Source organism: Mangrovibacillus sp. Mu-81 (assembly GCF_036867415.1).
Taxonomy (GTDB): domain Bacteria; phylum Bacillota; class Bacilli; order Bacillales; family Bacillaceae_B; genus Rossellomorea.
The window spans coordinates 480801-507159 of record NZ_JBAJHU010000002.1 but is presented as its reverse complement, the minus strand read 5'-3'; the positions used below and the strand labels follow the sequence as shown (position 1 = coordinate 507159).

Here is a 26359-nt window from a genome sequence, read left to right as displayed (position 1 = left end):
CCGGTACATTATCAGGGTCATTGTACCAGGTACACTTAAACAAATTGAGCCAGGCTCAAACCGGGTCAATCGAGCCAGGCTCAAACTCGTGCAAATGAGCCAGGCACCACTCAAACTACCCAAATGGGCATAATTCCACAATTACGTTCAATCTCCAACCCAACATGGAAATAGAACCATAAATTACTAAACACTGTAATCATGCGGTTTCCAGGGTATTTTCCCCAGAATACCCTAAAAGTACTATTAACCTATCAATCTCCTTCTTCCATAATGGTAAAGCATGAAAATTTTACATGAAGAAGGAGAATTTACTTTTGAAGAAAACGATTATTGCCGTAACAACTGCTGCTCTAGTCTCGTCACTTGCCGTTACATCTGCTGAAGCCGCTTCTTATCGCGTGAAATCCGGTGATTCACTGTCTGTGATTGCCTATAAATATGATACAACCGTTTCGAACCTGAAAAATTGGAACGACCTTTCGTCGGATATGATCTACGTAAATCAAGTACTGGAAGTATCCGCCCCGACAACATCTTCTGCTAAAACATATACCGTTCGATCCGGAGATTATCTATCAAAGATCGGTCAGGAATTTGATGTATATGTAGCTGAACTGAAAAAGTGGAATAACCTTACGAGTGATGTCATCCATCCTGGACAAGTGCTGAAGGTATCTGCACCATCATCGACTTCTCAGCCTGAGCCGGCACCTACAACCGGAACATACACGGTCCAGTCGGGTGACACCCTGTCCCATATCGCTGTGAAATACAATACATCGGTTTCCCAGATCAAGTCCTGGAATGGGCTGACGTCCAACACGATTTATGTCGGACAGAAACTGAAGATTGGTTCTTCACAGTCAGATGCGCCATCGTCCAATGTTGTGGATATCGCCAAGAAATACATCGGTTCGCCATATGCATGGGGCGGAACATCTCCAAGCGGCTTTGACTGCAGCGGGTTCATCTATTATGTATTCAATCAGGCAGGAATGAGCATTGCACGTACGAACACAGAGGGCTACTACAGCCGTTCAACTGCTATCTCAAACCCGAAGCCAGGAGATCTTGTTTTCTTTAAAAACACATATAAGGCAGGCATCAGCCATATGGGCATCTATGTCGGCAATGGGGAATTCATTCACGCATCGGACAGCGGTGTGGTTGTGACGAAACTGAGCAATTCTTATTGGTCTCCTAGATTTGCGGGGTATAGAACGTTTTAATTTAAATTGATGTGTAATGGAACAGAGAGACTGGGACTAAAGTGTTTTAGTCTTAGAAAATCCGAACTATATTCATATTCTTTAACTAGAATTCGAATTAGTTCGGATTTTTTTGATATTTTGTAAAGCAAGTAGTAGTTATTAGCTAGTCCCAGCTGTTAATTTAGTCTGAGGAGGCTCGCCGTCTGACCTCGGAAAGCGAAATCTTGCAAGGAAATCAAGAGCGGTGTCAAAAAAAGGTATCGTGATTTTGTTCGTCTTTAGAACTATATGATCTGTATATATCCCAACCTTCATTTTTTTTGAGAGTCTAGGGACTGTAATAGCACTAAAACAATTTAAAGGAGAAAACTGGATAATAAAGAATAAATAGAGTTAAGTGTTAATTCCTGATAAAGGAAATCTCACACATTCATTGAATTGAAAGGTAGGGAGATTATGTCTAAAACAGAAGTAATGAAGAAGCAGGGGCATGTGATTGATTCTAATAAAAGTGTAAAAGATAATCCAATAAAACTAATGGATTTCTTACTGAAACATTCAAAAGGACATTATGATTGATCAGCTATTCATCCTGCACCTCCTAATAGGGGGTGTTTTTATTTATTTTCTCTCCTAAATAAACAAAAACTATCAGAAAAAAAACAAAGGAAAATAGTCGGATTAAAGTTATTTTATTTCACCATTTTTTTACAAATACATTTAATTATTTACATTATAATACAAAATATTTCTAAAATATAGAAGATAATCTGGAAATGTTTCATGAAAAATAGTTATAATTTAGAAAAATATCCAGATAATTATGGCGAGTTGAATACTTATCCAAATGTGTAATTTATAATAGGTTATTCATACCATGAGAGGCTATAATGAGGAGGGGTGGGGAATTTGGAAATAGGAAATCGGATTAAATTTCATCGATTAAACAAAGGAATGACTCAAGATGATTTAGCGGAGGGCATCATTTCAAAATCCTACTTATCTAAAATTGAAAATAATCAAGCAATCCCTGCTAAGGAAATCATCGAGCTTTTATGTGAGAAACTGGAAATTCCTTACGAAGAAAGCGAGCAAGAGGATCTATTTCAAACAATGAACAGCTGGTTCGAACTCCTGTTAAAGGGAAAGAAGAATGAAGCGGTTCATGCTTATTCTGATATCCAAGATAAATTCAGTAAGGTAAATAACTCAGGTTTAATTAAACTTTATGAAATTCACCTTGTCCGTTTCTATGTGATTACTCAACAAATGGAAGAAGCAGAAGATCATATAAGTCGGTTAACTCAATATTATTCTGACTATATACCATTGGAAAAATATTATTGGCATAAATTCGTAGGAGACTATTATTATGCTTCACATATATATGAATCTGCCTTCGAGCACTATCGAAATGCCGAAAAATACTTGGATAGCAAGATTTTCTTATACCATAACGAAAAGAATGATCTCTACTATCTTTTATCTTTGACTTCTGTTCAGCTATGGAAATACCATCTAGGAATCTATTATGCAGAAAAAGCACTTTCTCATTATCAAAATATTTATGAATTGCTTAGGTGTGCGCAGTGTCATATCACAATCGGCGTGGCATATAAAGGGATGGGAGAACTTGATAATGCAATTGAAAGCTATAAAAAAGCGTTCATCATTGCAGAGGCTACTTCCGATAGAGCATTACTGGCAAACTGTCATCATAATCTGGGCAGTTTACATTTTGAAAGGGGGGATATACGTAAAGCCATCGAGCAGTATCTAATGAGTTTTGAAATGAAAGAAGAATTGTCTACCAACAAGAAAATGATCACTGTGTTGGGGTTGATCAAACTGTACTACCAGGAAGGAATGGTAGTAGAGGCTGCCCAATGGATCCACAAGGGGAGAGAACTATCCGCTCGCGTTAATCTGCTGGATTCAATACTTGAAATGAATTTAAAATTGTATGACTTTTTAGTGAATCCTCTTGATGAACGTTTCGAAGTATTTATGCTGGAAGAAGCTCTGCCGATTTTAAAAGAGAAACGGCAGAAGAAAGATTTAGCTTGTTATTATAAACTACTGGCAGATTATTATTTTCAAGATCGAAAGTATAAAAATGCCTGCTATTATTATCAGGAATCTATAAATCAATCAAAAATTCACATAACTAATGGAGGAAAACAATGAAAAAATTACTTTCAACTTTACTGGTCGCAGCAATGATACTGATATTTAATGGAGTGAATAGTGAGAAAATTGAAAATGAGAAGTCAGCTTCGCTAAGTAATGAACAGCAAATGCTTGCTATCGATGAACTTCCAGATCCATGGGGTCACGGTAAAGTTGCTCCGATATTCGATAAAATAAAAGATAGCTTAATAGGATAAAAAGAAACGCGCCCCTAAAAAAAGGGGCGCATTTCTTTTGTTTAGTGAGACACCGCGTTCAAGACATTGAGAATACCGTGGCCGAACTCTTCTCTATTATTCTTTGTGTCTTCGTCAACACCATATTTATAAAGGTGACGTGCAGCCCTATTTGGCTTATCTTTATAGTTATACTTATCGATGATCAAAGCTAGGGTGCCGGAGACCTTTGGTGCGGAAATGGAAGTACCGGAAGAGAAGAAATACGCTCCATTTGGAGCTGCACCGATGATTTGTTCTTTCTGAAGCCATCCTTCAGATACCCATCGTTCCCCTCCGTAGGCAAGCAAATATCGATAATCCCCGCCTGGTGCAGCGATATCCGAGAATTTCTTCCCGTAATTTGAGAATACTGAGAGTTCCCGTGTTGGACCAGAAGAAGTAACAGTTACCACACCAGGGAGAGCGGCCGGCACATCGAATACCTTTCCTTTGAAAGTGATCCCATCTTCGGCAAGCTTCTCACTGATAAATTCATCCATTTGTTTTTTATCCCTTACGTCCAGGGAATCGTTACCGGCTGCCGCTACCACAACAGAACCTTTGCGCTGAGCATATTTAATGGCTTTCTGGTAAGCTTTGATTTCCGCTAATTCTTCTTTGGAGCTTTCTCCGTCCGAAATCGTTTTTCCTTTAATTAAGTAACTGCCCAAGCTTAGGTTTATGACATCAACATCATCATTTGCAGCTTCGACTATGGCTTTAACCACCCATATAGAATCTGCTGAACTGCTTCCGAACACCCTGTAAGATTTTATACCGATTTCCGGTGCAACACCTTTTATGAAACCATTTGCTGCAATTTGGGATGCAACATGCGTGCCGTGTCCGGTGAAATCCTGAATGGCTGTCAATTCCCCTGTTTCATTGGGTTCTTCTCCTCTGAATCCATTAGGGGGAACTAAATTCTTTGAACCCGGAACTATATTATTTTTTAAATCGGGATGAGTAGAGGTGATACCAGAATCGATGATTCCCACTGTTACATCCTTACTGCCGCTGAATACGTTATAACTTTCCCCGTTTTCAGTTACTTCTTGCATATCCCATTGGAAGTCCCATAGAGAAGGAAGAGCAAGACTGCTTGCTTTGGGAAGAGTGTCTTCTCTTACTGCCCGGACGGATAAGTTCGCTTCTTCAACATTTGCATGATCCTTGAGCAAGGGCAGCTTATCAGAAGAAGCTTTAACCTGAACCATTCCAATTTCTTTTACTTCATATACGATTTCGAGGCCCAATTCGCCGGCATCCTCTATGAATGTAGTAAACTTATCCTCATCTTTCAGCAATATCGTATAGTAATTACTTGATTCCTTTGCCAATACAGAATCTTGTTGCCCAACAAGACAGAATAGTAGAGTAAAAATCACCGAAATACGCCATAACTTTCCCAACCTCAACACTCCTCTTTTCTATTTAATTATCCGGATTACAAATGTATAATAACATTAACAGATAAGAAATTGTAAGAAAAAACTATAAATATAAAAATATTGAATTTAAGTAAAAATATGGAAATTGAATCGAGAAATCATTACCCCTCTACTTTTGAAAGGAGGTGAACAAAATGAAAAATTCTTTAGAGAAAATCGGAATGGTTGATGAAAAAGAATTGATGGAGCTTTCCGGAGCGACAGATGTAGAGCAGCGCACTACTTGGGCATGTGCTACTTTTGGAGCGACAGTGGCAATTACCATTTACACAGTGGATCGTTCTTATGAGTCATGTCCTACAACTTCTTGTTCTTCACGCTGCTAAATAATTAATGAAGGGGAATTGTTATGATTACAACAGATTTGAAGATTGAAAACTGGAAGAAAGCTACATACTTACATGAAAGAATTCCCGTGCCAGCCGGTGAAGATTTGGGAAGATCGAACCGACTGGCTGTGGAATGGCTGAAAAAATCCGGATTACAATTAGTGGCTCTTCAGAAAAGACTTGAGAACAAAGGCATTTCTCATGACCAGTTTTTATCACTGTTGGAAAATAAGAATTCCCCTTCTACCAAAAAAGCAGACTGGCTGGAAACCCTGCAGGATATCCTGTATCAAAATGATTCTGCTACACTGAAAGATAATGTGAACAATGCAGATACCGGACTATTCATCCTTCCCTTTACCAGCTATTTCGTAAAGGGAGTACAAGAACATTTTTCAGGGTATAAAGTCAGCCATATCGATTTAAACAGCTTCATTAATAGTTGTGAAAAATACTTGTTTCATGAATTGAAACAAGTCAGCGATAAAACCGTTGTACTGGAATTCCACAATCTGAAAGAACAACTATCTAAAGAATACCATACATTTGATTTTCAATACTATAAAGAAGTATATCTGACAGACATACAATTTATACATAAGATTTTAGAAACGTATCCTGTAATGGCAAGGATCTTAACAGAAGTTACTGTCAGTACCATTGAAAACGTAAAGAATCTGATTACCCGATATGATAAAGACTACCAGGAGATTTCCACTTCTTTCTTTCATAAGGAAGTAATCTTGAAGGCAGCGAGTTTCGGGCTCGGTGATTCACACAATAATGGGCAAACAGTTGCAGTACTGATGTTTGAAGATGGAGAGAAGTTGGTTTATAAACCTCGGTCTCTTTCAATAGATAATGCATTTAATAGATTATTAGATTGGATTAATCAAGAGGGTTTGTCTTACAGACTCACAAATGGAACAAGTATTTCTTATGACAAATACGGCTGGCAGCAGTTCATCGAACCGAAAGCTTGCTTGAACAAAGACGAAGTACATCAATATTATTTCAGAATGGGCGCTCTTATTGCTGTTTTTCATCTGCTTAGAACCAATGACATGCACTATGAGAATATCATTGCAAGTGGACCTGTGCCGTACGTCATCGATTTAGAAACGCTATTCTCCAATTCCTTATACAGCGATAAGATATTAAAATATCCCCGTAAAGAATTATTGAAAACGGTTCTGAGTTCAGGGGTCCTGCCTACTGGCCATGTATTCAATTCGAAGATCGACTTTGATCCAAGTGCCCTTGCCGGAAGACCTGAACAAACTTCTCAGAATATGAAAGGGTGGGTAATGGTTGAAGACGAGAATGGGGACTATAAATATGAAAATAGAAGCTTCGTAACTTCACATGAAGGCCATTTGGTTCAACTTGATAATAAGATTATCAGACCAGTAGAGTTCGTTGAGGACTTGACACAGGGCTTTGAGGAAGTATACCGGGTTTTGATGAATAGAAAGAAAGAATTATTCGATAAAGTGGTTGATTTGTTTGGGGAATCACGCTGCCGGATCGTTCTTCGTCCGACTTTTATGTATTCCAGGTTTTTAATTGCTTCTCACCATCCAACCTACTTGGAAAATGGTTTGGATCGGGAAGAGCTGCTTGAGATGCTATGGAATATCGTGAAGTCGGAAGAACGGTACTCAGGCATTGTGGAAAGTGAAATTGAAGACCTGCTGAATAATGATGTCCCCTATTTCAGTTACTCAGTCGATTCCAGAAACCTCTTTGATAGTAAAGGAAGGGAGATTCAGGATGTATTTGATCAGACCAGCCTGGAAATGGTGGAGGCTCAAATCAACCTGCTGAGTGAAGAGAACCTTAAAGAACAATTACAGCTCATGAAATTGTCGATTCATGCAAATGCTGTTTCTGAATCAGACGTAAATGAGGTTGAAGCAATGGCATCAGTGAAAACACCTGTCTTTATTAAAGAAGAGACCATATCCTTTCTGTCCATGGCAGAAAACATCGGGGATTTCTTAATGGATCAGGCAGTCAAAGATCTTGAAAATAAGTATGTGTCTTGGGTAGGAGTGGAAAATGTCAATAATCAGTTCCAATTTAAGGCACTGGATTTCTCCCTTTATAATGGCATGCTGGGGATGACACTGTTCCTGGGTCAGCTATATCAATATATACCTAAGGAAAATTACAAGACTGCCATATACAATACTGTTCAATACCTCCATGAAACGATGAAGGACGTCAGCGGGGTTATGACCAATTCAGTATTTAACGGTATTGGCTCATTTGCTTACAGCTTGTACTCCCTTTCTTCATTATTAAAAGATAAGAAATTTGAAGTGATGGGGTATGACTACCTTCTAATGCTTGAGGATTTAAAGAAGGAAGAAAGTGACAAGAAAGACGGAACAGGTACTGTCCAAAGTGAGACACAAATTGACTTTCTCGATGGACATGCAGGGGTCATAACCTTTGCCGTTAATCTATACGAGCAATTTGAAGTGGAAAAGGCTTTAACGATTGCGAAGAATTATGGAAATGATTTAATGGAAATCTTAGAGACCACCGAAGTAGAGAATCTGCTATTAGGACTTGCCCACGGAACTTCAGGTTTGATTATGGCACTGGAGAAGCTTGGATCCATCACTCGTGATCAGGATATGATGGATATGGCAGATAGACTTCTTATATATGAAGATGAACATTTTGACCATGAGAAATTGAATTGGCTGGACTTAAGAAAGAATGTCACTGAGAAGACGAAATCTTATTATTGGTGCCATGGCGCTCCGGGGGTCCTCCTTGCAAGATCGTCTTTGGAAGGTGAACGTGCTTTAACGAACGTGCTTCAGCCGGAAATAATTGAAAATTTCGTCAACAATCACATTGGTCTGGACCGGATCGGTCTCTGTCATGGCTTGTTCGGGAATCTTGATATATTGATAGACCTTGCGAAAAAGTATCCTGAGCAGCTGACGATTGAAAGAATTAAGGGCATTGCCGATGAATACCTGCAAAATGAAATTACCCAATCAAAGATTCAGGGGTTAAAGGATCGAGGGATAATCGGTTTGATGTTAGGAGTTTCAGGTGTCGGTTACTCCCTGTTAAGGCTTCATGACCCTGACCATATACCATCTGTTCTTGCGTTGGAATTGCCGGGAGTTAGGATGAATACATTGTGAAAAAGAAAATTCCTTTTATAGAACAAATGAGTCAAACTGAATGCGGTCTAGCTTGTGTTGCAATGGTATCAGGATATTACGATAAACATATTCCGCTGTTTGACCTCAGGGACAGAGTAGGAAACGGACGGGATGGGAACACCCTTTATGATTTGTACAAGGTGTCGCAGGATCTGGGATTCGAAGCGAAATGTTTTAAATTGGCACCGGACCAGCTGCCATTAGCTGAATTGCCCGTGATTCTGTATTGGGATGCCAAACACTTCGTTGTCTTAGAGAAGATTACTAAAAAAGGATATATCCTTTTGGACCCTGCACACGGCCGTAAGAAAATGATGAAGGATGAGTTCTTACAGCATTATTCAGGATATATATTATCTCTTACTCCAGGTGAGGATTTTGTTCCTCAAAAGGAGAAAAGCCTGTGGAAGCCATACCTCAAAATGCTGGCTGGACGCCCGAAAATTCTCGGCATGATGCTTCTGTTCAATGTGATTCTGCAGTTATTCGTCCTGATCACCCCGATGTTTACGCAGCGGATCATCGATAATATGCTGCTGGATAATCAAGCCGGACTGCTGAGTTTGTTTCTGCAAGGAATATTAATCACCTTCGGATCATATTTCATATTTAATTTATTGCGGAATGAAGTATCGATCAGGATGTTCAAGTATTTGGATTATGAGATGTCATGGGAGTATTTCAGCCATATCTTGAAGATTCCGTATAGTTTCTTTCAGGTTCGCCAGTCAGGAGATTTATTATACCGATTTTCAAATTTACGATCGATTAGGCAAATCCTGTCGAATCAAATCATGAAGAGCTTACTGGACTTTGTGCTTTTGATCGTCATCCTGGGCTATATGATTTATGAATCCATTTATTTAGCCAGTTATCTCATTGGGTTTACGGTCATTCTTTATCTGTTTATCTTTGCTTTCAGACCCTTGATGCACGAAATGAACAGAGATGAACTGACGAAGGATACAAAACTTTACTCCTATCAAACGGAATCCATCATGGGTGTGCTGAATATAAAGATTGCCGGAGCAGAAAAGGTTGTCTCAAAGAAATGGCTCAATCTCTATTCAGACTTCGCCGGATCATTCATCAAGAAGGAAAGGGTCTTCGGATTTATCAATTCCTTTAGCGGGGGACTGACTTATTTCATGCCGCTGGCGGTGATATGGATAGGGGCTCCTCAAGTGATGAGCGGAAGTTTATCACTTGGCGAATTGGTAGCATTCCAATCAATTGCCACCTTCTTCATCAGTACATCCAACTCCCTGATTTTCCAAGTGGAGACATTCTATCAATTGAAGGTGTATTTAAGAAGGATTCGTGATGTGGTGGACACGCCCGCTGAATATGATGAAAGCATTTCATACGAGAAGAAAGAACTGGAAGGGAACATTACCTTCAAGGATGTGTGCTTTTCTTATACAAAGTATGCTGATCCCGTAATCAAGAACATCAACCTAGATATTCAGGCAGGTGAGAAGATTGCCATTATAGGGGCATCTGGATCCGGAAAGAGTACGCTTGCGAATCTGTTGGTCGGACTTCATGTGCCGACTGAGGGGGAAATACTCTATGACGGGGTGTCTTTGGCCGGGCTGGATAAGTCGCATACACGTAATCAAATGGGGATTGTGAATCAAGAGCCATTTCTATTCAATCAATCAATTTTCGAAAATATCAAGTCACAGAATGAGCATCTCAGAGAAGAAGATATTGTCCGGGCTGCCATGATCGCTCAAATTCACGATGAAATCATGGCGATTCCGATGAAATATGAAACGGTCATCTCAGAACAGGGACAGAATTTCTCAGGCGGACAAAAGCAGCGGATTGCGATTGCAAGGGCGCTTGCACCTTCACCGAGGATTTTGGTATTGGATGAAGCTACCAATTCCCTGGACAGCATCAATGAGAAGAAAATCGATGAAGTATTGACAAGCATGAAATGCACACGGATAGTCATTGCCCACCGACTGTCAACAATACAAAATGCTGATAAAATTGTTGTCCTGCATGACGGTCAAATAGCAGCACAAGGCAGCCATGAGGAATTAATGGCCAGCGATCCGTATTATCAATCATTGTTTGAAACCAATGAAAGCCTGGACTTGAAAGGAGGTGAAAAACATGAGCAACGAATTAAAAGCGTGGAAGAACCCGTATTATAGAAATATGCAGGGTAACCAAACGAAGCTTCCAATCGAAAATCCGATCATGGAGCTTAAAGAAGAAGAACTTCTTCAAATTCAAGGTGGTACTGAAGATCGTTGGGCTGAAACGATCCTCACGACTCTAACTTGCGCGGCAGCAAGTTACTTCCTTGGAAACCCTGGACATATGTGTACACTGACTGTTGAATGTCAAAAACAATGTAATTAATGAATGAATAAGGGGGGTGGTTATCAATTAACTGCTCCCTCTTATTTTAATCCTAAAGAGGTGAAATTATGACTACTGCTCATCTATATCGGTCTTTATCCATCAATGAACGATTGAACGTACCACATACGAATGAACATAAAGTAGACCTCGGTCCGGCAAAACAATTCTGGAGTGATGTACTGGAAGGTGAAAATCATACATATGTCGATCAAATGTTAAAACGTCATTATCATATTGATACGAAAACGCTTGAGTCTCACTTCGAGTTAGGGCAAGAACCGGACTTTACCATTAATCATGAATGGTTTCTTCATCTTTGTCAACAACGCGACCCTGATCGGACGTCCCTGGAATTAGATGAAGAGTTCGAGAATACAGATTTGTCTTCTGTCCCCTTTTATTCTTTCTTCCAGCCTTTCCTGAATGAATTCTATTATGACATATTCCATAATCGATTGAAGAAATGGGAGAACCAACTTACATACACTTGCAAAAACGATATCATCAAACACTTTTTGGATATGCTTTATGCTGTAAGTCATAAAACGCTTATCCTGGAAATCAACTCATTGAGGTTAATGGGTAAGCTGAAAGGGGAATCCACTGAGGAAAGATATCAGTCATTCTATCAAATTCTTGATGGGAATAAAGACTACCAGCAATCCCTTTATGAAGAATACCCTGTATTATTCCGGTTGATTTCGACGAAGATTATCCATTTCAAACACTTCTTAGTAGAGTTATTCACGAATTTAGAACAGGATAAACGTGATATTAGTAAAAAATTGATGATTGATTCCTCATCCTCCATAAAACACCTTCATCTGGGTAGCGGTGATTCCCATAAAATGGGCAGGACGGTTACCATCATAGAGTTCGAGGATGGAGAGCGACTAGTGTATAAGCCCAGAGACCTATCGGTTGATACAGAATTTCAGAAATTCCTTACATGGGTCAATCAATTGAACCCTTCTGATAATAAGTTAAAAATAATAGATGTTCTAAGCAGGGATCTGTATGGATGGTCTGAATTTGTTACTTACAAAGAATGCAGTGATAAAGAGGAAATTTCCGCCTTCTATCATCAAATAGGTCAATTGCTGGCTATTCTTCATGTGATGAATGCCACAGATTTTCACTATGAAAATATTATTTCTCACGGAAAACAACCTGTTTTGATCGATTTAGAATCTCTCTTCCACCACACGGTTTCTCCGAATCACTCGCCGACCAAGAGTGAAGTTGTTAATAAATCCTTGCGCTTGATTAAAGATTCCGTATTGTCTACCGGACTTATTCCGAATCGGATGATTAAAGGGGAAGGCAGTTTCGATGTGAGCGGAATCGGCGATACTCAGTCTGAACAGGAACTCCCATTTCTGATGGATGTCATCTCAGGACAATATACAGATGAAGTGAGGATAGAGAAACAAAACGGTAAATTGTCTCCAGGATTAAACAATCCCCAGGTACAAGGGGAAAGCCTGAATATCGGTCAATACCTGGAACAGATCACTGATGGATTCTCCATGGTTTATTCTCTCTTTGTAAACAATCGAGACGAATTGAAGGAGAAAATCCTAGCCTTCAGAGGAAAGGAAATACGCAAGATCTTCAGGGATACAATGAAATATGGAAGACTTCTTACCTTAAGCTATCACCCTGATTTTATGAGAAATCAGATAGATAGAGAGATCTTATTAAACCGTTTACGTGTGAAGGAAGAGGAATCAATCGAACGGGCGGTGGACCATGAAATTGCGGATATGCTGATTGGTGACATACCGTACTTCTCTTCCACACCGGAAGGGAAAAGTATTTGGTCCTCAGGTCTTAAAGAAATATCCGAATTTTATTATCAAGATGGACTTTCCTTAAGTCTTGAAAAAATAGAACGTTTAAGCCATGAAGATCTGCAGCATCAGCTTAGTATCATTTCTGCTACTATATCCGCAGTATACAGTGATACCGATATTAAGCTTCTGCGTTTTAAAAATACCGTTGAAAAACCCGATGGGCAGGATGAACTCGTGAAAAAATCAGAGGAAATTGCAGAGATATTATTGACCAATGCGATTAAACACGAGGATGAAAGCGGTAAAGAACTTTGCTGGACAAGTATGGTTACAAAAGGAGGAAACGAGAACACGTGGGTATATTCCATTACGGGTCCTGGATTATATGACGGTAATCCGGGTATCGCCCTCTACTTTGCTTATCTGTGGAAAGTAACGGGGAAGGAGCGTTACAAAGAAGCGGCTTACGCAGCCATTAAACCGATCATAAAGCTGCTTCCGGAATTAGTCGAGCCAGATAATGTCAATCTCGGGGCATATTTAGGGCTGAGCGGAATCGTTTACAGTCTTCATCACCTTGGGGATGTGTTCCAGGATGATCAGCTTCTCTCGGAAGCAAGAATGAACGCACGCTATTTTGAGAAATTCATTCGAAATGACGTTCTTTATGACCTCATAGGGGGAAGTTCTGGAGCGTTACTAGTCTTAATGAATCTGTACGAAACATACCGGGAAGAGTGGATGCTCGATCAGGCGGAAGCAATTAAAGAGCATTTGAGTCAAAATTCTGTACACCAAAGCAAGGGAATCGCATGGATTCCACATAATGACCGTAAAAAAGAACCATATATTGGTTTTTCTCATGGAAACGCCGGTATCACAGCAGCTTTGTCCAGATTATATAAGTATAGGCCTTCCTTGGAACTTGAGAAACTAATATTGGAAGGAATTGAATTTGAAAATACATTCTTCAGCGAGGAACATGATAACTGGTTCAGTGCACATCTTAATAAATACGTTATCGCATGGTGTCACGGGGCACCTGGAATCTTGCTGTCGAGGTGCATGCTGAAGGAGAATGGAATTCAATATGAAGGATTGCTGAGGGATATTCGAGCTGCATACAAAACTGCTCTGAAATCAAGAACGGGTAAGAATTATTCTTTCTGTCACGGTGACTTGGGTTTGATTGACATACTTATGGCTGTGGAAGAGAAGGTTGTGGATTCTTCGGACATTGAACTACATATGCTGAAGAAGCAAATCATTGAAGAAATGTTTGCCCAAGAACAAATACAGGCCGATATCAATTCCGTTGGTCTGCTGAATGGGATAGCGAGTATCGGGTATGGGCTATTAAGGCTCGCGGACTCAAGTTCCATTCCTTCTGTCCTTATTTTGGATAAGCCTAAAAATAATTAAATTCGCATCTTCGTAAAGTATTTTTTACTTAATGTAAAAAATACTTTACTTTTTGTCGTGTATACTTTACCCTGTAAATGAGAGGTGAGGATACAAATGGTAAAAACGAGCGGCAAGCTGAGCAATCAGTTGCATGTTTATCGTGCTCAAAGAAAGTGGTCCCAGAAAGAGGTAGCTGAAAAAGTGGGCGTTAGCCGTCAGACGATTATTTCAATAGAGGCTAACAAATATAATCCTTCAATTATTTTATGCTTTAAATTAGCTAATCTATTTGGTGTAGGCATTCAGGACATATTTGAATTTACTGAAGGAGATGTAGAGAAATGAGCGAAGTGTCAAACATTTTACAGCAACTGGCTGAACAGTATCTAACAATTCTGGTGTTTCTATCGTTAATCCCTTCTATATATGCCATTATCTTTACGACGAAAGAAAAAGATGAAAGAGGACAGAAGATTACGAGTACCTCTTATCAATACACTTATTTCTTTGCACTGGCAGGTGTACTGATCCTGTTCATCTTCAATCGCATCGCTGAATTAAACTTTGAAGAGTTCAGAAGCGGCATTATTACGATCTTCCTATTAGCCAACTTCTTCTTGGGATCATTCTTATTCATATTAAATAAAAGGATTTAAGAGGTGAGGATATGAGCCAGCCGACAGTGGATGTTCAACATGTGACGAAAAAAATAAAAAAGGCCATTATTTTAGATGATATAACCTTCACTTTATCTAAAGGGGAAGTGTTTGGTTTAGTGGGTCCAAACGGAGCGGGTAAAACAACCCTCATGAAGATGATCGTGGGACTGACTTCATGCACGTCAGGGGATATACATGTACTTGGTAATTCAATGGTATCACATCGTATGGTCAATCTGACAAAGATAGGTGCAATCATTGAAACTCCATCCTTTTATGACTTTTTCAGCGGATGGGAGAATTTGCGATACTTCTCTCTTATGCATTCAGACTGTGATCAAGATAAAATAAACAGCGTTTTGGATTTAGTTGGATTGAAAGAGGAGAAGGACAAAGCCTTTAAGAAGTACTCGTTAGGAATGAAGCAGCGTCTCGGGATTGCAAATGCCCTCCTTCATGATCCGGAGTTTCTTATATTGGATGAACCTACGAGTACACTTGATCCTCTTGCCAGTTATGAATTCAGGAGTTTAATTAAACAATTAAATAAAGAACATGGGATGACCATATTAATTTCGAGTCATAACCTTAAGGAAATAGAAGAGGTGTGCCACCGATATGCCATTCTTTCAGAAGGCAAGATTAAATCGATTAACGAAATAAAGACAATTCAAGTAAATGAAACCATTACATTAACGATTCACCTTGATCAACCTGAAAAAGCAAGAAATCTGCTGGCTGGCCACCATGAAGTGAAAGATGTAAAGCTGCGTAAAGATGGGAAGGGAATCGAAGTTGTCTTCCCGAGATCGTTCTATACTCAAGTAGTGTCATTTCTTATTTCAAACCAGTTGATCATCACTTCAATATCGGAAGTGGAGGAAGGAGTCACGAATGAATATTATAAAACCTTTATGGCGGGAGGGGAAAGATAGTGGGAAGATTGTTAATCGGTGAATGGAAAAAGCTTAAAAGTCAAAAAATTATCTTAATGGTTGCATTGGCCATTCTAACGTTAAATATTGGTTGTGTCATATACATGAAGTCCCTTGATGGAGAGTCTGTATCTGATAATTGGAAAGAGCAGCTGGCCGGTAGAAACGTAATCCTCCAGGAAAACCTTGAAAAGTACCCAAAAGGAAGTTTAATGAGTACTTCTGCTCAAAAAGAAATGTTGATAAACGAGTATCGATTATCAGAAAATGTAAAGCCGATGACTGGCGACAATATATGGAGCTTCGTATACTTCAGCAAAATCATACTTTCATTCGCAGGCCTTCTCGTCTTAACCATTGCCTCCCGCCTGGTATCATCTGAACATCAATGGAAAACCATACAGACGCTTATGGTTAAACCGATTCGAAAGTCGACATTTATTACCTCGAAGATCCTTACCCTATTTACGTTTACTTTCTTTACAGTCAGTCTTCAATTGCTGGTCAGTCTCCTTTTGGGTTCCATTTTCTTTGGCATAGGGGGAGAGCATACTTTTCTTTCCGTTCAACAGGGAAGTGTTGGTGAAGAAAGCTTTCCATTGGTCATAATCAGACACTTCTTCTTGTCCGCTGTCAGTTTGTTTGTGGTTGCTATGATTGGACTGACACTTTCCACCATCTTTAGAAATACAGCCATTGCCATGGCCGTGTCACTCTTCTTATACTTTACCAGTGAAAATGTCACAAGGATGATCGCGCCATTCTTTGAAGAGATTAAATATACTCTGTTTGCAAATACGGACCTCAATATGTATTTTAACGGTTCGGTTTTCTTAAATGAAATGACATTCCCTTTTTCAGTGATTGTACTAAGCTTTTATTTACTTCTTTTCATTACGATTTCCATTGGCAGCTTTGTAAAGAGAGAGGTTTGATCTATTTGAATAAGCCGTAGGAATGCCCGGTGCATTCCTACGGCTTGTTTTAATTGAAGAGTAAGAAAAATGTTTCACAATTTGTCATACGGTAGTTCAAGATTCACTCTTCTTCTCAATCTAATCCATTATAAATCCTCACTATCCACTTCCTCAGTCGAAACCAAATCATACATCTTCAGTCCGCTGCTTTTGGACGTTACTTTGTATTTACCATCAAATGATTTATATTTTCCCGTATCGTCCTTATAGAAGATGTTGTATTCTTCAAAGGTATAAACGTGGTACGAGCCGTCGTCGAGCAGTTCGATCTTCTCAATGTCTATATTGACGAGTTCTTCGGTGATTCCTTTCCCCTCGAGGTAGTCAATGTAGTCGGCTACGGTTGTTGAATAATCGGAATCAGGGTCGATATCCCCGGATACGATGGAGAAGTCGCGGTCGTTTATGGCCTGCACGGAATCGAAAATGTATGATTCCACGAAGGATTCGACTTCGTCTGCTGACTGTTCTTCAGCAATGCTCGTGAAAGCCGGCGATGATTCCAGCTGTTTCTTGAGTGCGGCGGCATCGATCTTGATTTCTTCTGCCTGTTCATCCTCGAAGGTCCATATCGATCCCCAGGATTCGACACTCCATTTATCATTTTTGTAAGTCAGAGAAAAATTGTTTTCGGTGCTTTCTTCGGATAGTGATACCGGGTCGCCGGAGTAGACGGAATCCTCCATCCATTCAGTGCGTACAGGGACGGTGACGTACCATGTCCCTTCCAGCTCCTCAAGGTGCAGAGAATCCGTATCGACTGCGATTGCAGTAATATATCCGAGTGTCTTCCAGTCTTCGCCGGTCATCTCTTCGAACGAAGATGCGACGAAGTCCGATACGTCATTGGACTCTTCCTTTAGGAATTTTGCATCCTGAAAAGCAAGTGCCTTGGACAGGTTGATGAAATGACGTTTCAATCCTTCTTTTACGTGCTCTTTGTCTTTATCCGATAAGTTTAAACCGGCAGTCAGCCTATTTGAGTCAATCGGGACAGCTTCAGACTGAATCTTTCCGATCGGTAATTCCTTTTTTAATTGGACTGTCATGGAACCATCGGTGAGGAGCGGGCCGATTTCAATGGTTTTGTCTTTGTTCACTTTCAGTCCGGTGTCCTTGTCGTTGATGAATACGGAAGCACCCTCGACGTTGGTGTGAACCTGGACATAATCAATTTCGAACAGCAGGTCGGTATCAGTCGGACCTATATGATTGACGTCCGCCTCTTTTTCCAGCTCAACGAAATCGGATTTCAGGACAGCTTTTACGTTGTATTCACCTGGTATGAACGATCCGATGGTAATCATATCGCCTTCGGCAGCTGCAGGCTTGATTTCTTTGCCGTCGACATAAAAGCGCAGATCATGATAATTGGTGTAGATGTTCATCGGGAAGGGCTGCAGGACCAGGTCATAATTATCATAGATGAGGAATTTCTTCCCTCTTTTTTCAAGAGTGACGAGCTGGTCGGGATAGTCGTTGGCCGCACTTGCCTCCACAGTCAATACCCCGTCCGCTTTCACATTTTCCTTCAATTGTGCGAGGAGTGTTTCTTCGCTGCCGGGGTTCTCTTTTAGAAAGTCAACCATGGCCTGAACGTTTTTCTTCGTGATCTTTTGGGAATCTTTCTTTGAATCAAGTAAGCGGACCAGTTCTTCCGTATTCCCTTTTTCCAGCTGTTTCTCGAAGTTTTCGAGGAGATTCGCTTTATCGGTATAGGCTTCACCAATTTTATAGAGCGAAATGCACAGAATCAGCACGAGTAAAACAGATCCGATGATGATCTTTGTCTTTTTGGAAAGGGAAGCAAATGAAGGCAGGGGTGAAGATGATTTCGCCTGAACCGTTCCCTTTTTTTCGATCTTGGCGCCGCATCCGTTACAGAACGGGCTGTTTTTATCAATTTTTTGACCGCAGGATGTACAAAATTTCACGTTCATTTCTCCTCTATGTTCATATCAGGTAAAGGGGAGGCTGCCCTCTTGGGGAGAGCAGCCAATCATTTACGCTGCGCGTGATGATTGCTGGGTTTCCTGGCGATTCGTCACCATCACACCAAGGTATGAAACGCCAAATGCAAGGATGGAGCTGATGACCAGGGTACCGAGTGTAGAGAATCCGAATGAGGCACTGAATGCTCCTTCGAAATTCGTGTCGATGGCCAGTTTCGAAATCGATACGATGACGGCGTTGATAATGCCGAACGCGACCGCATACACGGCGAGTTCATTAAGGATATTTCCCTGAGTGGCCTTTCTCAGCAGATTACCGGCCCATACATGAAGGGCGGCAGGGATGAGGACAAGAATCCAGATCCAATTGATCTCTTCGAAAAGCTCGGCAAATTCCTCTTCATCTTCTGAAGCTTCCGGTCCGCCGATTAATGAATAACTGGCGTTGACGCTTTCGCCATCTGCCGTCAACTCAAACGTCAAAGCCTGGAATTGGGCGATATTCCACAGGTACCCTCCCATTTGACTTCCGACGAGGACATCACTTGCCGTTTCTTCTGTAGTCAATTCATCGTGTGAAGACAGGATGAAGTATCCTGCTGCCATCATCACGGCAAGTCCAATCATGGAATGAAGGATGGCCTTTGAAATCGAAAGTCCGTATCGTTCGTTGGATGAGCGCAGTTCCCTATCCAATGTGAATATCGTTCCGATACTTGTAAAGATAAAGCTGATAATGGCGGCATTGAACATACTTTCAATAAAAGGGTATTCGGAACCGACCGTAATCGTCCCGATGAATCCGGTCGGATCGTTGATTTCCACAGATACTCCGGCAAACAAGCTGATGATGCCTGTAACCAGCCCGTAAACAAGGGAGAATGAGAGGTTCCATTTCAATTTTTCGATCATCGGTTTATGAGCTTGATTCCTGTTCATCAGAAATCCTGTCGTGATGAAAACAACAGCCGGTATGAGCAGCAGCAGGTACAAGCCGCTGGTTGTCGAAAGAACGCCTTCGAATATGGCGGCACTCGCGTGATAATCGACACCGGTCATGTGGCTGATCATGAACACATCAGTGAACGACATGAGCTTCATGCCATCAACAAGTGATCCGAGTTCCCCGCGCATGATATCTTTCAGTACTCCGTTGATGGAGGAACTGATGATGAATGAAAGCAGTAAGAGGCCGGCAAGCGAGATAACGTTCCAGATGGCCAGCTGTTTCAGGGAGTTCAGATTGGATAATATCGTAATGATACCTTCAGAATTGCTATTGTCCGCCTTGTTTTGCATACTTACCCGATTAGGTTCGACTTCGCGTGTTTCTTTTAATTTACTCATCGTTTGACCACAATCGACACAATACAGTGCATTTGCTTGATTTTCATGACTGCAGTGGCTGCAGTATCTCGAGTTTTCATGGTGCAGGACGTGCTCATTCTGCAGGGTCAATGCTTCTCCATCATTTACACAATAGAGTGCATCTTCCCTGTTCCTTGTTCCGCAATGTTTACAATACACTGTTTCTTTTCCTCCTTTTATTCCCTCTAGCGGGCAGCCTTCGTTCCACAGCAGTGGCAATAGTGTGCATCGGGTGTTAACGGTTCATTGCAGCTTGTGCAGGCATCGACTGCTCCTGCTACAGGCTCCGCAGCTTTTTCGACTTTCGCACCGCAGCCGCCGCAGAATTTAGCATCCGATTCGTTTGGCGTTTCGCAGGAGGCACAGATGGTCACATTCTGATCGGGATTGCTTTTCAACTCCGATATTTTTTTCGCTCCTTCATAGATGGCGTGATCCAGTTCGGTTAACTTTGAAGTTAATTCGACCAGTTCCTCATCCTGCAATTCATGGTTTCTTATTTTCTTGTACGCTTTCTGACCGGCTTCAAGAAGGATTTTCGATTTTTTAACAGAGGCCTCATGCATTTCTTTCTTGATCTTATTGATTTCCTGTACGGTTTGCAGTTTAAGCTTGCCCTGTTCGATGCCGCCCTGGAACTTGGACAGGCCTTCCCCCAATTTGGATTGTAGATTAGTAGACAATGTTTTAATCTCCTTTACGTTGAGTTGAGTAATTTTACTTAGTGCTTTATCAATTGATTTAAAACATATGTATAATGATAGTAAAAATATTCTTAAATAGGTAAAATTACACATAGTCTATTTAACTATGATTTTCCATTGATTTCAATACTTTCTTTCGGCAATCGGGTGTTTTTTAGTGTTTCAGATTCATTCAGCAAGAGAATCCGATAATGGTGAAAAATATGGTAATATAGTAACTGTTTGCAAGAAACAAAGAGGATTCGCCCGATAAATCACGAATTGAATAGTTATAGATAGAATAGGGGAGAGATGAGGATGAGCAAGAAACTCGTTTTCGGAATTCTGGGAAGTGTCCTGCTCTTGACAGGGCTGGGCGTTTATATAGTGTTGGGAAGTCTTAATGATTCTTCTGAAGGGGTGAGTTCAAGCGAGACCGCTTCGGAAGCGGGAATCAATGAAGAGACTGGAAATGACGGCAATGAAGAAGAAGCAGGCAATCAATCCGGCACATCCAATCCTTTTGAAGAAAAGGTGAAAACCCCGCTCAGTGAAAATCTTGTCCAGCAGTACATCCATGCGATGAGCCATCAGAAAGTACAGGCTGAGGAGAAGTGGTCATTCTTTAAGATCACGGATGAACGGATCGATTTCTTATTGGGGCAGCTTGAAGTCAACAAGTACGAGCATGAAGAACTTTATAAGGGAATTCTGATGAGCTGGAAAAAAGGGGGCTTCACGGATGCCGATGCCCAGCATAATGCGGTCTGGAAACTGCAGGACGGGACGATTGGGGAAGCGACCGGGGTGTTGTCACCAAAGGCGGAGGAAGCGTTCCTCCAGAAGCAGAATAAAGAATCCAGGTGAAAAAGATTTTAAGTAGGTTTATTTTTATACATGTTGACCGTTTACTCGTTTTTGATATCTATCATGATAAAAAAATGAATGTACTTATCTGGAGCTTTAGAATTTTCTTAAGAAGTATTATTTTATGGAACATTTCAATTATATTTCGCCACGCTTTTATCTGGATTAATCCATAGTGTATTTGAGTTACCATTCCTAGAGTGCTGAATACTGCAGGTTATATAAAGATGCAACTTTATTCATTGGAAAAATGTTCCTCTAAAGCTTTTTCTGGGTATAAATAAGAAGCAGGAAGATTAATATATTTATTAATCTTCCTGCTTATGGATAGGCATATTAAAAACTTGAAGTTTTTTTAAATGTTAATCCAATTCCAAATGTTCTTTTAGCGTATCCTGGATGGAAGTAAGTTCCTCATCAGGAATAATATAATAATAAATCCCGTCAATCTTGGTACCAGATCCATTCTCAATTTGAATCTGTTCAATATCTTTAGAGGCTGCCTTATAGTGCTTCTGGATATCAACCATTTCTTCGAATTTCAGGTTGGTCTTTACATTGCTTCCTAAAGCATCAAAGATATCATCAAACTTCCATAAGCTCGATACACTTGCTCCTTCATTAATAACGGCCTGTATTACTTCACGCTGGCGCAACTGACGGCCGAAGTCGCCACGAGGATCTTCGTATCTCATTCGTGAGAAGGCAAGTGCTTCCTTGCCGCTTAGCTGAAGTTCTCCCTCAGGAAAAGAGTAGCCTTGATAGTTGAATGATAAATCATTATTTACAGTCACTCCTCCAACAGCGTTTACGATGTCTGAAAAACCTTCCATATTGATTTGTACATAATAATCGATTGGTATATCCAGCAATTCTTCCACCGTATTCATTGCCATTTCCACGCCGCCGAAGGCATAGGCATGATTAATTTTATCCTTTGTTCCATGCCCTACTATTTCTGTTAAAGTGTCACGTGGAATACTGATCATTTTCACTGACTTTACCTCCGGGTTCACAGTCAGAACGATCATGGAATCAGAACGTCCCTTATCATTTTTTCGTTCATCAACACCAAGTAATAGAACAGAGAAAGGAACTTGGTCACTGAATTCTACTTCTTTCGCCCGCTTAGAAGATTTATCCCGATCGATAGGGGTATGCATCGTTTCTACGGCATTGTTTAATGAATGATAAATGCTGTAAGCATATGCACCGCCTGCGAGGATAAAGAGTATCATAACGATTCCAAGTGCTTTTAACCACTTACGCTTCTTTTTCTTTCTGTTTTGATCAATTCTCATTTTTTCCCTCACCTTTTCATAACCTATCCACTAACATATCAGATTATCCGGCTATTGCCTAGATAGTTTTTACTAATAAATAGAAAAGACCAACCAGTAGAAAAGGCTAGTCGGAAATGAAGTAATCCGTGATGTATTCTGCCCAGATTTGATGTCCCAATTCATTAGGCGTATCTTGCGTTTCTGATAAATATTCTCTCAGCGTCTCGTCTTCAGGCCATGCTGTCCAGTGGTTTAAATAGGTGAAACCTTTTTCTTCAGCATAAGACCTCAGCTCTTCCACCTGTCTAGGATAAATAGTGGCATCATCAAGAGGGTGAGTAGGCTGTAAAAGAAGCTCTACATCTTGGTTCGCTTTTTTTAATTGGTCATAGAAATCATCAATATTAAGATGGTTTTGCTCTGGGCTAATGATATTCGAATTGTCATTTAACGAGAACGGCTCAAATAATACAAGGTCAGGCTGCATGTCCACTACTTCCTCTTTTTCAATACTATCTAAGAAATCTGTGGAAGTACCCTCATATTCGATAATCTGGACCACTACATCAGAATTGAAATTTTCTTCAATAGACTGTTTTACTTGAACACTCCAACCAAAAACGTCAGATCCAAGAGCCTGGGAACCAACAACGGCAATCTTGTAAGGTGTTTGATTATTTACTGCTTTCATGAAACGATCCTGCGCTTCTTCCGGCCAGTTAGAAATGGCTGAGCTATAATCGTGATTATCTGAATGCTGAGTTACTTCCTCTTTAGAGTCACTATTTGTTGCTTCTTCGGAATTATCAGGTGAAGTATTCAATGTCAGGTTTGCTTTCTCATTCCAATAAATATTACCAAGGATTAAGAAAATGACAGATACTATCGTTAACAGTACAAGTAGAAAGTTTTTCATCTTTTATCCTCCTATTATCAGTATTATGAAAGAAATAATTACCATTTCAAATAATGCCTTTTAAATTAACAATATTTGTAGTTTAATAGATAAGAATGGAAATATTACATTTTCATTAAAATTATGACAATAAATGAGAGAAAATACAACAATATATGATATTATTTTACTAATTTTCATATTACAGGAGGAAAACATGGAAGAAACAATTAGTTTGAGAGAATTAATGGAAACGTTGAAGAAACGAATCCAATTAATCATGTTCATTACCCTAACGGCCATCGTTGTAAGTGGTGGAGTCAGCTTTTTTCTTTTAACACCTATTTATCAGTCATCCACTCAATTATTGGTAAACCAATCGAAGTCTGATCAGCCAGCATATAATATTGGTGAAATTCAGACGAATCTTCAATTAATCAACACTTATAACGTCATTATGAAAAGTCCGGCAATTTTAGAAAAGGTCATAGATGATTTGAATCTCAATATGACTACCGGAGAGTTGAATGAAAAATTGACCGTGGCAAGTGAAAAAGACTCACAGGTCATAAATCTGGCTGTTCAAGACACGGATCCAAACAAAGCAGCTGAGATTGCGAATAAAACAGCAGAAGTATTTAAAAATGAGATCACCAACATCATGAATGTAGACAATGTTAGCATTCTTGCTAAAGCAGAAGTGGGGAAAGAACAATCACCAATCAAACCCAAGCCCCTTCTGAATATCGCCATTGCAATGGTAGTAGGCTTAATGACTGGAGTAGGAATTGCCTTCTTATTGGAATACCTGGACAACACGGTTAAGACGGAACAAGATGTCGAGAAACTATTAGGATTGCCAGTACTTGGCTCCATCACGCGTATAAAAGATCAACAAGAAACGAAGAAGAGTCGCGTGGAACGTAAAACCAGAACGAGAGGTGAGACAATTGGCTCTTAATAAAAAAATGAAGAAACAGATGATGAATACGAAGCGAAAGCTGATTACCAAAACAGACCCTAAGTCTCCGATCTCAGAACAATACAAAACAATTCGAACAAATATTAATTTTTCATCTATTGATCAAGAAATGAGTTCGTTAATGATCACATCGGCTGGACCGGGAGAGGGCAAATCAACCACGGCTGCAAACCTTGCAGTGGTATTCGCCCAAGAAGGCAGAAAGGTTCTCCTGATAGATGCAGACATGCGGAAACCCACAGCACATTATACATTTGGCTTAACGAATACATACGGCTTAACGAGTGTACTCACACGCCAAAAAGCATTGGCAGAAGTGACGCATACCTCGGATGTCGAGAATCTGGACTTATTAACTTGCGGTCCGATTCCGCCTAATCCAGCAGAACTACTCAGCTCCAGGGCAATGAGCCATTTCTTTGAGGAAGCATACAAGGAGTACAGTATGGTGATATTTGATACTCCTCCAGTTCTTGCTGTCACAGACGCCCAAATACTGGCAAACCAATGTAACGGAACAATCCTGGTCATCAGTTCAGGTACTACAGAGGTTGATAAAGCCGTAAAATCGAAGGAATTGCTGGACTCAGCAAAAGCGAAGCTGCTTGGGGTAGTCCTTAATAATCGTGAGATGAAGGATACAAACTATTATTATTACTACGGTGGTAAATAATACCATTAATTCGACAAATTTCCCCTCTTTACATTTATACCCTTTAAGGTAAAATGTAATGTATCGTAGAAATAAGTCGAAAGACCTAATCGAGGAGGAGTCCGAATGATCGATATCCACAGCCACATCCTGCCGGGGATCGACGATGGGGCAAGAACAGTCCAAGACAGCATTGACATGGCCAGAAAAGCCGTATCAGAAGGTATCCATACTATTATCGCGACTCCTCATCATATGAATGGAAAATACCAGAATACAAAGTCGGACATCCTTCTACTTGTCGATCATGTAAATGAGGCTCTTAAGATGGAAAATATCAGTCTGGAAGTCCTGCCTGGACAAGAATGCCGAATCTACGGCGAAATTCTTGAAGATTATCAAAAAGGTGAGATTCTAACATTAAACCAGGATTCTCAATACTTGTTTATTGAATTTCCTTCGAATTCCGTTCCTAGATATGCAGAGCGCTTACTATATGACATACAAGTCGAAGGGCTGATTCCTGTCATCGTTCACCCAGAACGAAACGCAGAACTAATTGAACGACCAGAGAAACTTTACAGACTCGTCAAAAATGGAGCTGCCACCCAATTAACGGCCTCCAGCCTAGTAGGCTACTTCGGGAAAAACATTCAAAAGTTCTCGCAGCAAATCATAGAAGCGAACCTAACACACTTCATCGCATCTGATGCTCATAACATCAACAACCGTTCTTTCAAGATGGAAGAAGCAATGAATTACATAGAAAAAAAGTACGGAATAGACAGTGTCTATTACTTTACAGAGAATGCTGAATTGCTCGTTGGAAATAAAACGATCTATAAAGAGATTCCAGAACAGATTAAAAAGAAAAAATTCCTCGGAATCTTCTAGTTTATTAAATTTTCAATAGGGTCCTAAGGTACTATTG

23 protein-coding genes are annotated in these 26359 nt (G+C 40.2%); 17 read left to right on the top strand and 6 right to left on the bottom strand.

All coding sequences use genetic code 11. The annotated features are described in order from the left end of the window. The first annotated feature begins 317 nt into the window (after positions 1-317). The 4 genes from V6B33_RS06085 (at position 318) to V6B33_RS06070 (ending at position 3601) form a co-directional block, all read left to right on the top strand. Complete coding sequence (locus tag V6B33_RS06085; protein ID WP_334216848.1) at positions 318-1232, top strand: C40 family peptidase; 915 nt, start codon at positions 318-320, stop codon at positions 1230-1232. Between the two features lie 438 nt (positions 1233-1670). Then, positions 1671-1793 (top strand): hypothetical protein, encoded by a 123-nt coding sequence (locus V6B33_RS06080; RefSeq protein ID WP_334216847.1) that lies wholly within the window; start codon positions 1671-1673, stop codon positions 1791-1793. 330 nt (positions 1794-2123) lie between these two features. Beyond that, entirely contained in the window at positions 2124-3401 is a 1278-nt protein-coding gene (locus V6B33_RS06075) for a tetratricopeptide repeat protein (RefSeq protein WP_334216846.1), read from the top strand. Continuing rightward, positions 3398-3601, top strand: coding sequence for a hypothetical protein (locus V6B33_RS06070; RefSeq protein ID WP_334216845.1), 204 nt, complete (start codon positions 3398-3400; stop codon positions 3599-3601). The genes V6B33_RS06075 and V6B33_RS06070 overlap by 4 nt, the downstream gene beginning before the upstream one ends. A gap of 41 nt (positions 3602-3642) precedes the next feature. On the opposite strand, the gene V6B33_RS06065 is transcribed toward V6B33_RS06070, so the two are convergent. Continuing rightward, complete coding sequence (locus V6B33_RS06065) at positions 3643-5043, bottom strand: S8 family peptidase (protein WP_442915478.1); 1401 nt, start codon at positions 5041-5043, stop codon at positions 3643-3645. A gap of 164 nt (positions 5044-5207) precedes the next feature. Here V6B33_RS06065 and V6B33_RS06060 point away from each other — a divergent pair, with 164 nt between their 5' ends. From V6B33_RS06060 to V6B33_RS06020, 9 genes are all read left to right on the top strand, one after another. Then, positions 5208-5399: a class II lanthipeptide, LchA2/BrtA2 family gene (locus V6B33_RS06060; protein WP_334216843.1), complete on the top strand. Its 192-nt coding sequence runs from the start codon at positions 5208-5210 to the stop codon at positions 5397-5399. A 23-nt stretch (positions 5400-5422) separates the two neighbouring features. After that, entirely contained in the window at positions 5423-8572 is a 3150-nt protein-coding gene (locus V6B33_RS06055; protein WP_334216842.1) for a type 2 lanthipeptide synthetase LanM family protein, read from the top strand. Next, the gene (locus V6B33_RS06050; protein ID WP_334216841.1) at positions 8569-10761 is read left to right on the top strand and encodes a peptidase domain-containing ABC transporter; all 2193 of its coding nucleotides are present in this window, start codon (positions 8569-8571) and stop codon (positions 10759-10761) included. Before V6B33_RS06055 ends, V6B33_RS06050 begins: the two co-directional genes overlap by 4 nt. After that, the gene (locus V6B33_RS06045) at positions 10721-10972 is read left to right on the top strand and encodes a plantaricin C family lantibiotic (RefSeq protein WP_334216840.1); all 252 of its coding nucleotides are present in this window, start codon (positions 10721-10723) and stop codon (positions 10970-10972) included. The genes V6B33_RS06050 and V6B33_RS06045 overlap by 41 nt, the downstream gene beginning before the upstream one ends. Before the next feature lie 68 nt (positions 10973-11040). Further along, positions 11041-14193 carry a type 2 lanthipeptide synthetase LanM family protein gene (locus V6B33_RS06040; RefSeq protein ID WP_334216839.1) on the top strand — a complete coding sequence of 1051 codons (3153 nt, stop codon included), beginning with the start codon at positions 11041-11043 and terminating at the stop codon, positions 14191-14193. Positions 14194-14289: 96 nt separating this feature from the next. Further along, positions 14290-14520: a helix-turn-helix transcriptional regulator gene (locus V6B33_RS06035; protein ID WP_334216838.1), complete on the top strand. Its 231-nt coding sequence runs from the start codon at positions 14290-14292 to the stop codon at positions 14518-14520. Next, positions 14517-14831 carry a hypothetical protein gene (locus V6B33_RS06030; RefSeq protein WP_334216837.1) on the top strand — a complete coding sequence of 105 codons (315 nt, stop codon included), beginning with the start codon at positions 14517-14519 and terminating at the stop codon, positions 14829-14831. Before V6B33_RS06035 ends, V6B33_RS06030 begins: the two co-directional genes overlap by 4 nt. Positions 14832-14842: 11 nt before the next feature. After that, positions 14843-15769 carry an ABC transporter ATP-binding protein gene (locus V6B33_RS06025; RefSeq protein ID WP_334216836.1) on the top strand — a complete coding sequence of 309 codons (927 nt, stop codon included), beginning with the start codon at positions 14843-14845 and terminating at the stop codon, positions 15767-15769. Continuing rightward, complete coding sequence (locus tag V6B33_RS06020) at positions 15769-16704, top strand: ABC transporter permease (protein ID WP_334216835.1); 936 nt, start codon at positions 15769-15771, stop codon at positions 16702-16704. Before V6B33_RS06025 ends, V6B33_RS06020 begins: the two co-directional genes overlap by 1 nt. Positions 16705-16832: 128 nt before the next feature. Here the strand turns inward: V6B33_RS06020 and V6B33_RS06015 are convergent, their stop codons facing one another. The 3 genes from V6B33_RS06015 to V6B33_RS06005 form a co-directional block, all read right to left on the bottom strand. After that, positions 16833-18680, bottom strand: a complete 1848-nt coding sequence (locus V6B33_RS06015) for a zinc ribbon domain-containing protein (protein ID WP_334216834.1) — start codon at positions 18678-18680, stop codon at positions 16833-16835. 69 nt (positions 18681-18749) lie between these two features. Next, positions 18750-20225 (bottom strand): zinc ribbon domain-containing protein, encoded by a 1476-nt coding sequence (locus V6B33_RS06010; RefSeq protein WP_334216833.1) that lies wholly within the window; start codon positions 20223-20225, stop codon positions 18750-18752. A gap of 26 nt (positions 20226-20251) precedes the next feature. Further along, positions 20252-20749 (bottom strand): zinc ribbon domain-containing protein, encoded by a 498-nt coding sequence (locus V6B33_RS06005; protein WP_334216832.1) that lies wholly within the window; start codon positions 20747-20749, stop codon positions 20252-20254. Between the two features lie 318 nt (positions 20750-21067). Between V6B33_RS06005 and V6B33_RS06000 the strand changes: the two genes are divergently transcribed. Then, the gene (locus V6B33_RS06000) at positions 21068-21616 is read left to right on the top strand and encodes a DUF6241 domain-containing protein (RefSeq protein ID WP_334216831.1); all 549 of its coding nucleotides are present in this window, start codon (positions 21068-21070) and stop codon (positions 21614-21616) included. Positions 21617-21978: 362 nt separating this feature from the next. Here V6B33_RS06000 and tagU read toward each other — a convergent pair whose 3' ends face one another. Both tagU and V6B33_RS05990 read right to left on the bottom strand, forming a co-directional pair. After that, the gene (tagU, locus tag V6B33_RS05995; RefSeq protein ID WP_334216830.1) at positions 21979-22917 is read right to left on the bottom strand and encodes a polyisoprenyl-teichoic acid--peptidoglycan teichoic acid transferase TagU; all 939 of its coding nucleotides are present in this window, start codon (positions 22915-22917) and stop codon (positions 21979-21981) included. Between the two features lie 106 nt (positions 22918-23023). Further along, positions 23024-23815: an SGNH/GDSL hydrolase family protein gene (locus tag V6B33_RS05990; protein ID WP_334216829.1), complete on the bottom strand. Its 792-nt coding sequence runs from the start codon at positions 23813-23815 to the stop codon at positions 23024-23026. A 196-nt stretch (positions 23816-24011) separates the two neighbouring features. Between V6B33_RS05990 and V6B33_RS05985 the strand changes: the two genes are divergently transcribed. The 3 genes from V6B33_RS05985 (at position 24012) to V6B33_RS05975 (ending at position 26322) form a co-directional block, all read left to right on the top strand. Continuing rightward, on the top strand, positions 24012-24755 hold the full coding sequence (locus V6B33_RS05985; RefSeq protein ID WP_334216828.1) for a YveK family protein: 744 nt from the start codon (positions 24012-24014) through the stop codon (positions 24753-24755). 22 nt (positions 24756-24777) lie between these two features. Further along, the gene (locus V6B33_RS05980; protein WP_334217071.1) at positions 24778-25449 is read left to right on the top strand and encodes a CpsD/CapB family tyrosine-protein kinase; all 672 of its coding nucleotides are present in this window, start codon (positions 24778-24780) and stop codon (positions 25447-25449) included. Positions 25450-25554: 105 nt separating this feature from the next. Then, positions 25555-26322, top strand: a complete 768-nt coding sequence (locus tag V6B33_RS05975) for a tyrosine-protein phosphatase (protein WP_334216827.1) — start codon at positions 25555-25557, stop codon at positions 26320-26322. Positions 26323-26359 lie beyond the last annotated feature (37 nt).

Coding starts and splice junctions, on each gene's coding strand:
- V6B33_RS06030 (WP_334216837.1), top strand. CDS start 14,517: ATGAGCGAAGTGTCAAACATTTTACAGCAACTGGCTGAACAGTATCTA.
- V6B33_RS05985 (WP_334216828.1), top strand. CDS start 24,012: ATGGAAGAAACAATTAGTTTGAGAGAATTAATGGAAACGTTGAAGAAA.
- V6B33_RS06000 (WP_334216831.1), top strand. CDS start 21,068: ATGAGCAAGAAACTCGTTTTCGGAATTCTGGGAAGTGTCCTGCTCTTG.
- V6B33_RS06080 (WP_334216847.1), top strand. CDS start 1,671: ATGTCTAAAACAGAAGTAATGAAGAAGCAGGGGCATGTGATTGATTCT.
- V6B33_RS05975 (WP_334216827.1), top strand. CDS start 25,555: ATGATCGATATCCACAGCCACATCCTGCCGGGGATCGACGATGGGGCA.
- V6B33_RS06070 (WP_334216845.1), top strand. CDS start 3,398: ATGAAAAAATTACTTTCAACTTTACTGGTCGCAGCAATGATACTGATA.
- V6B33_RS06025 (WP_334216836.1), top strand. CDS start 14,843: ATGAGCCAGCCGACAGTGGATGTTCAACATGTGACGAAAAAAATAAAA.
- V6B33_RS06060 (WP_334216843.1), top strand. CDS start 5,208: ATGAAAAATTCTTTAGAGAAAATCGGAATGGTTGATGAAAAAGAATTG.
- V6B33_RS05990 (WP_334216829.1), bottom strand. CDS start 23,815: ATGAAAAACTTTCTACTTGTACTGTTAACGATAGTATCTGTCATTTTC.
- V6B33_RS06040 (WP_334216839.1), top strand. CDS start 11,041: ATGACTACTGCTCATCTATATCGGTCTTTATCCATCAATGAACGATTG.
- V6B33_RS05980 (WP_334217071.1), top strand. CDS start 24,778: ATGAATACGAAGCGAAAGCTGATTACCAAAACAGACCCTAAGTCTCCG.
- V6B33_RS06055 (WP_334216842.1), top strand. CDS start 5,423: ATGATTACAACAGATTTGAAGATTGAAAACTGGAAGAAAGCTACATAC.
- V6B33_RS06045 (WP_334216840.1), top strand. CDS start 10,721: ATGAGCAACGAATTAAAAGCGTGGAAGAACCCGTATTATAGAAATATG.
- tagU (WP_334216830.1), bottom strand. CDS start 22,917: ATGAGAATTGATCAAAACAGAAAGAAAAAGAAGCGTAAGTGGTTAAAA.
- V6B33_RS06035 (WP_334216838.1), top strand. CDS start 14,290: ATGGTAAAAACGAGCGGCAAGCTGAGCAATCAGTTGCATGTTTATCGT.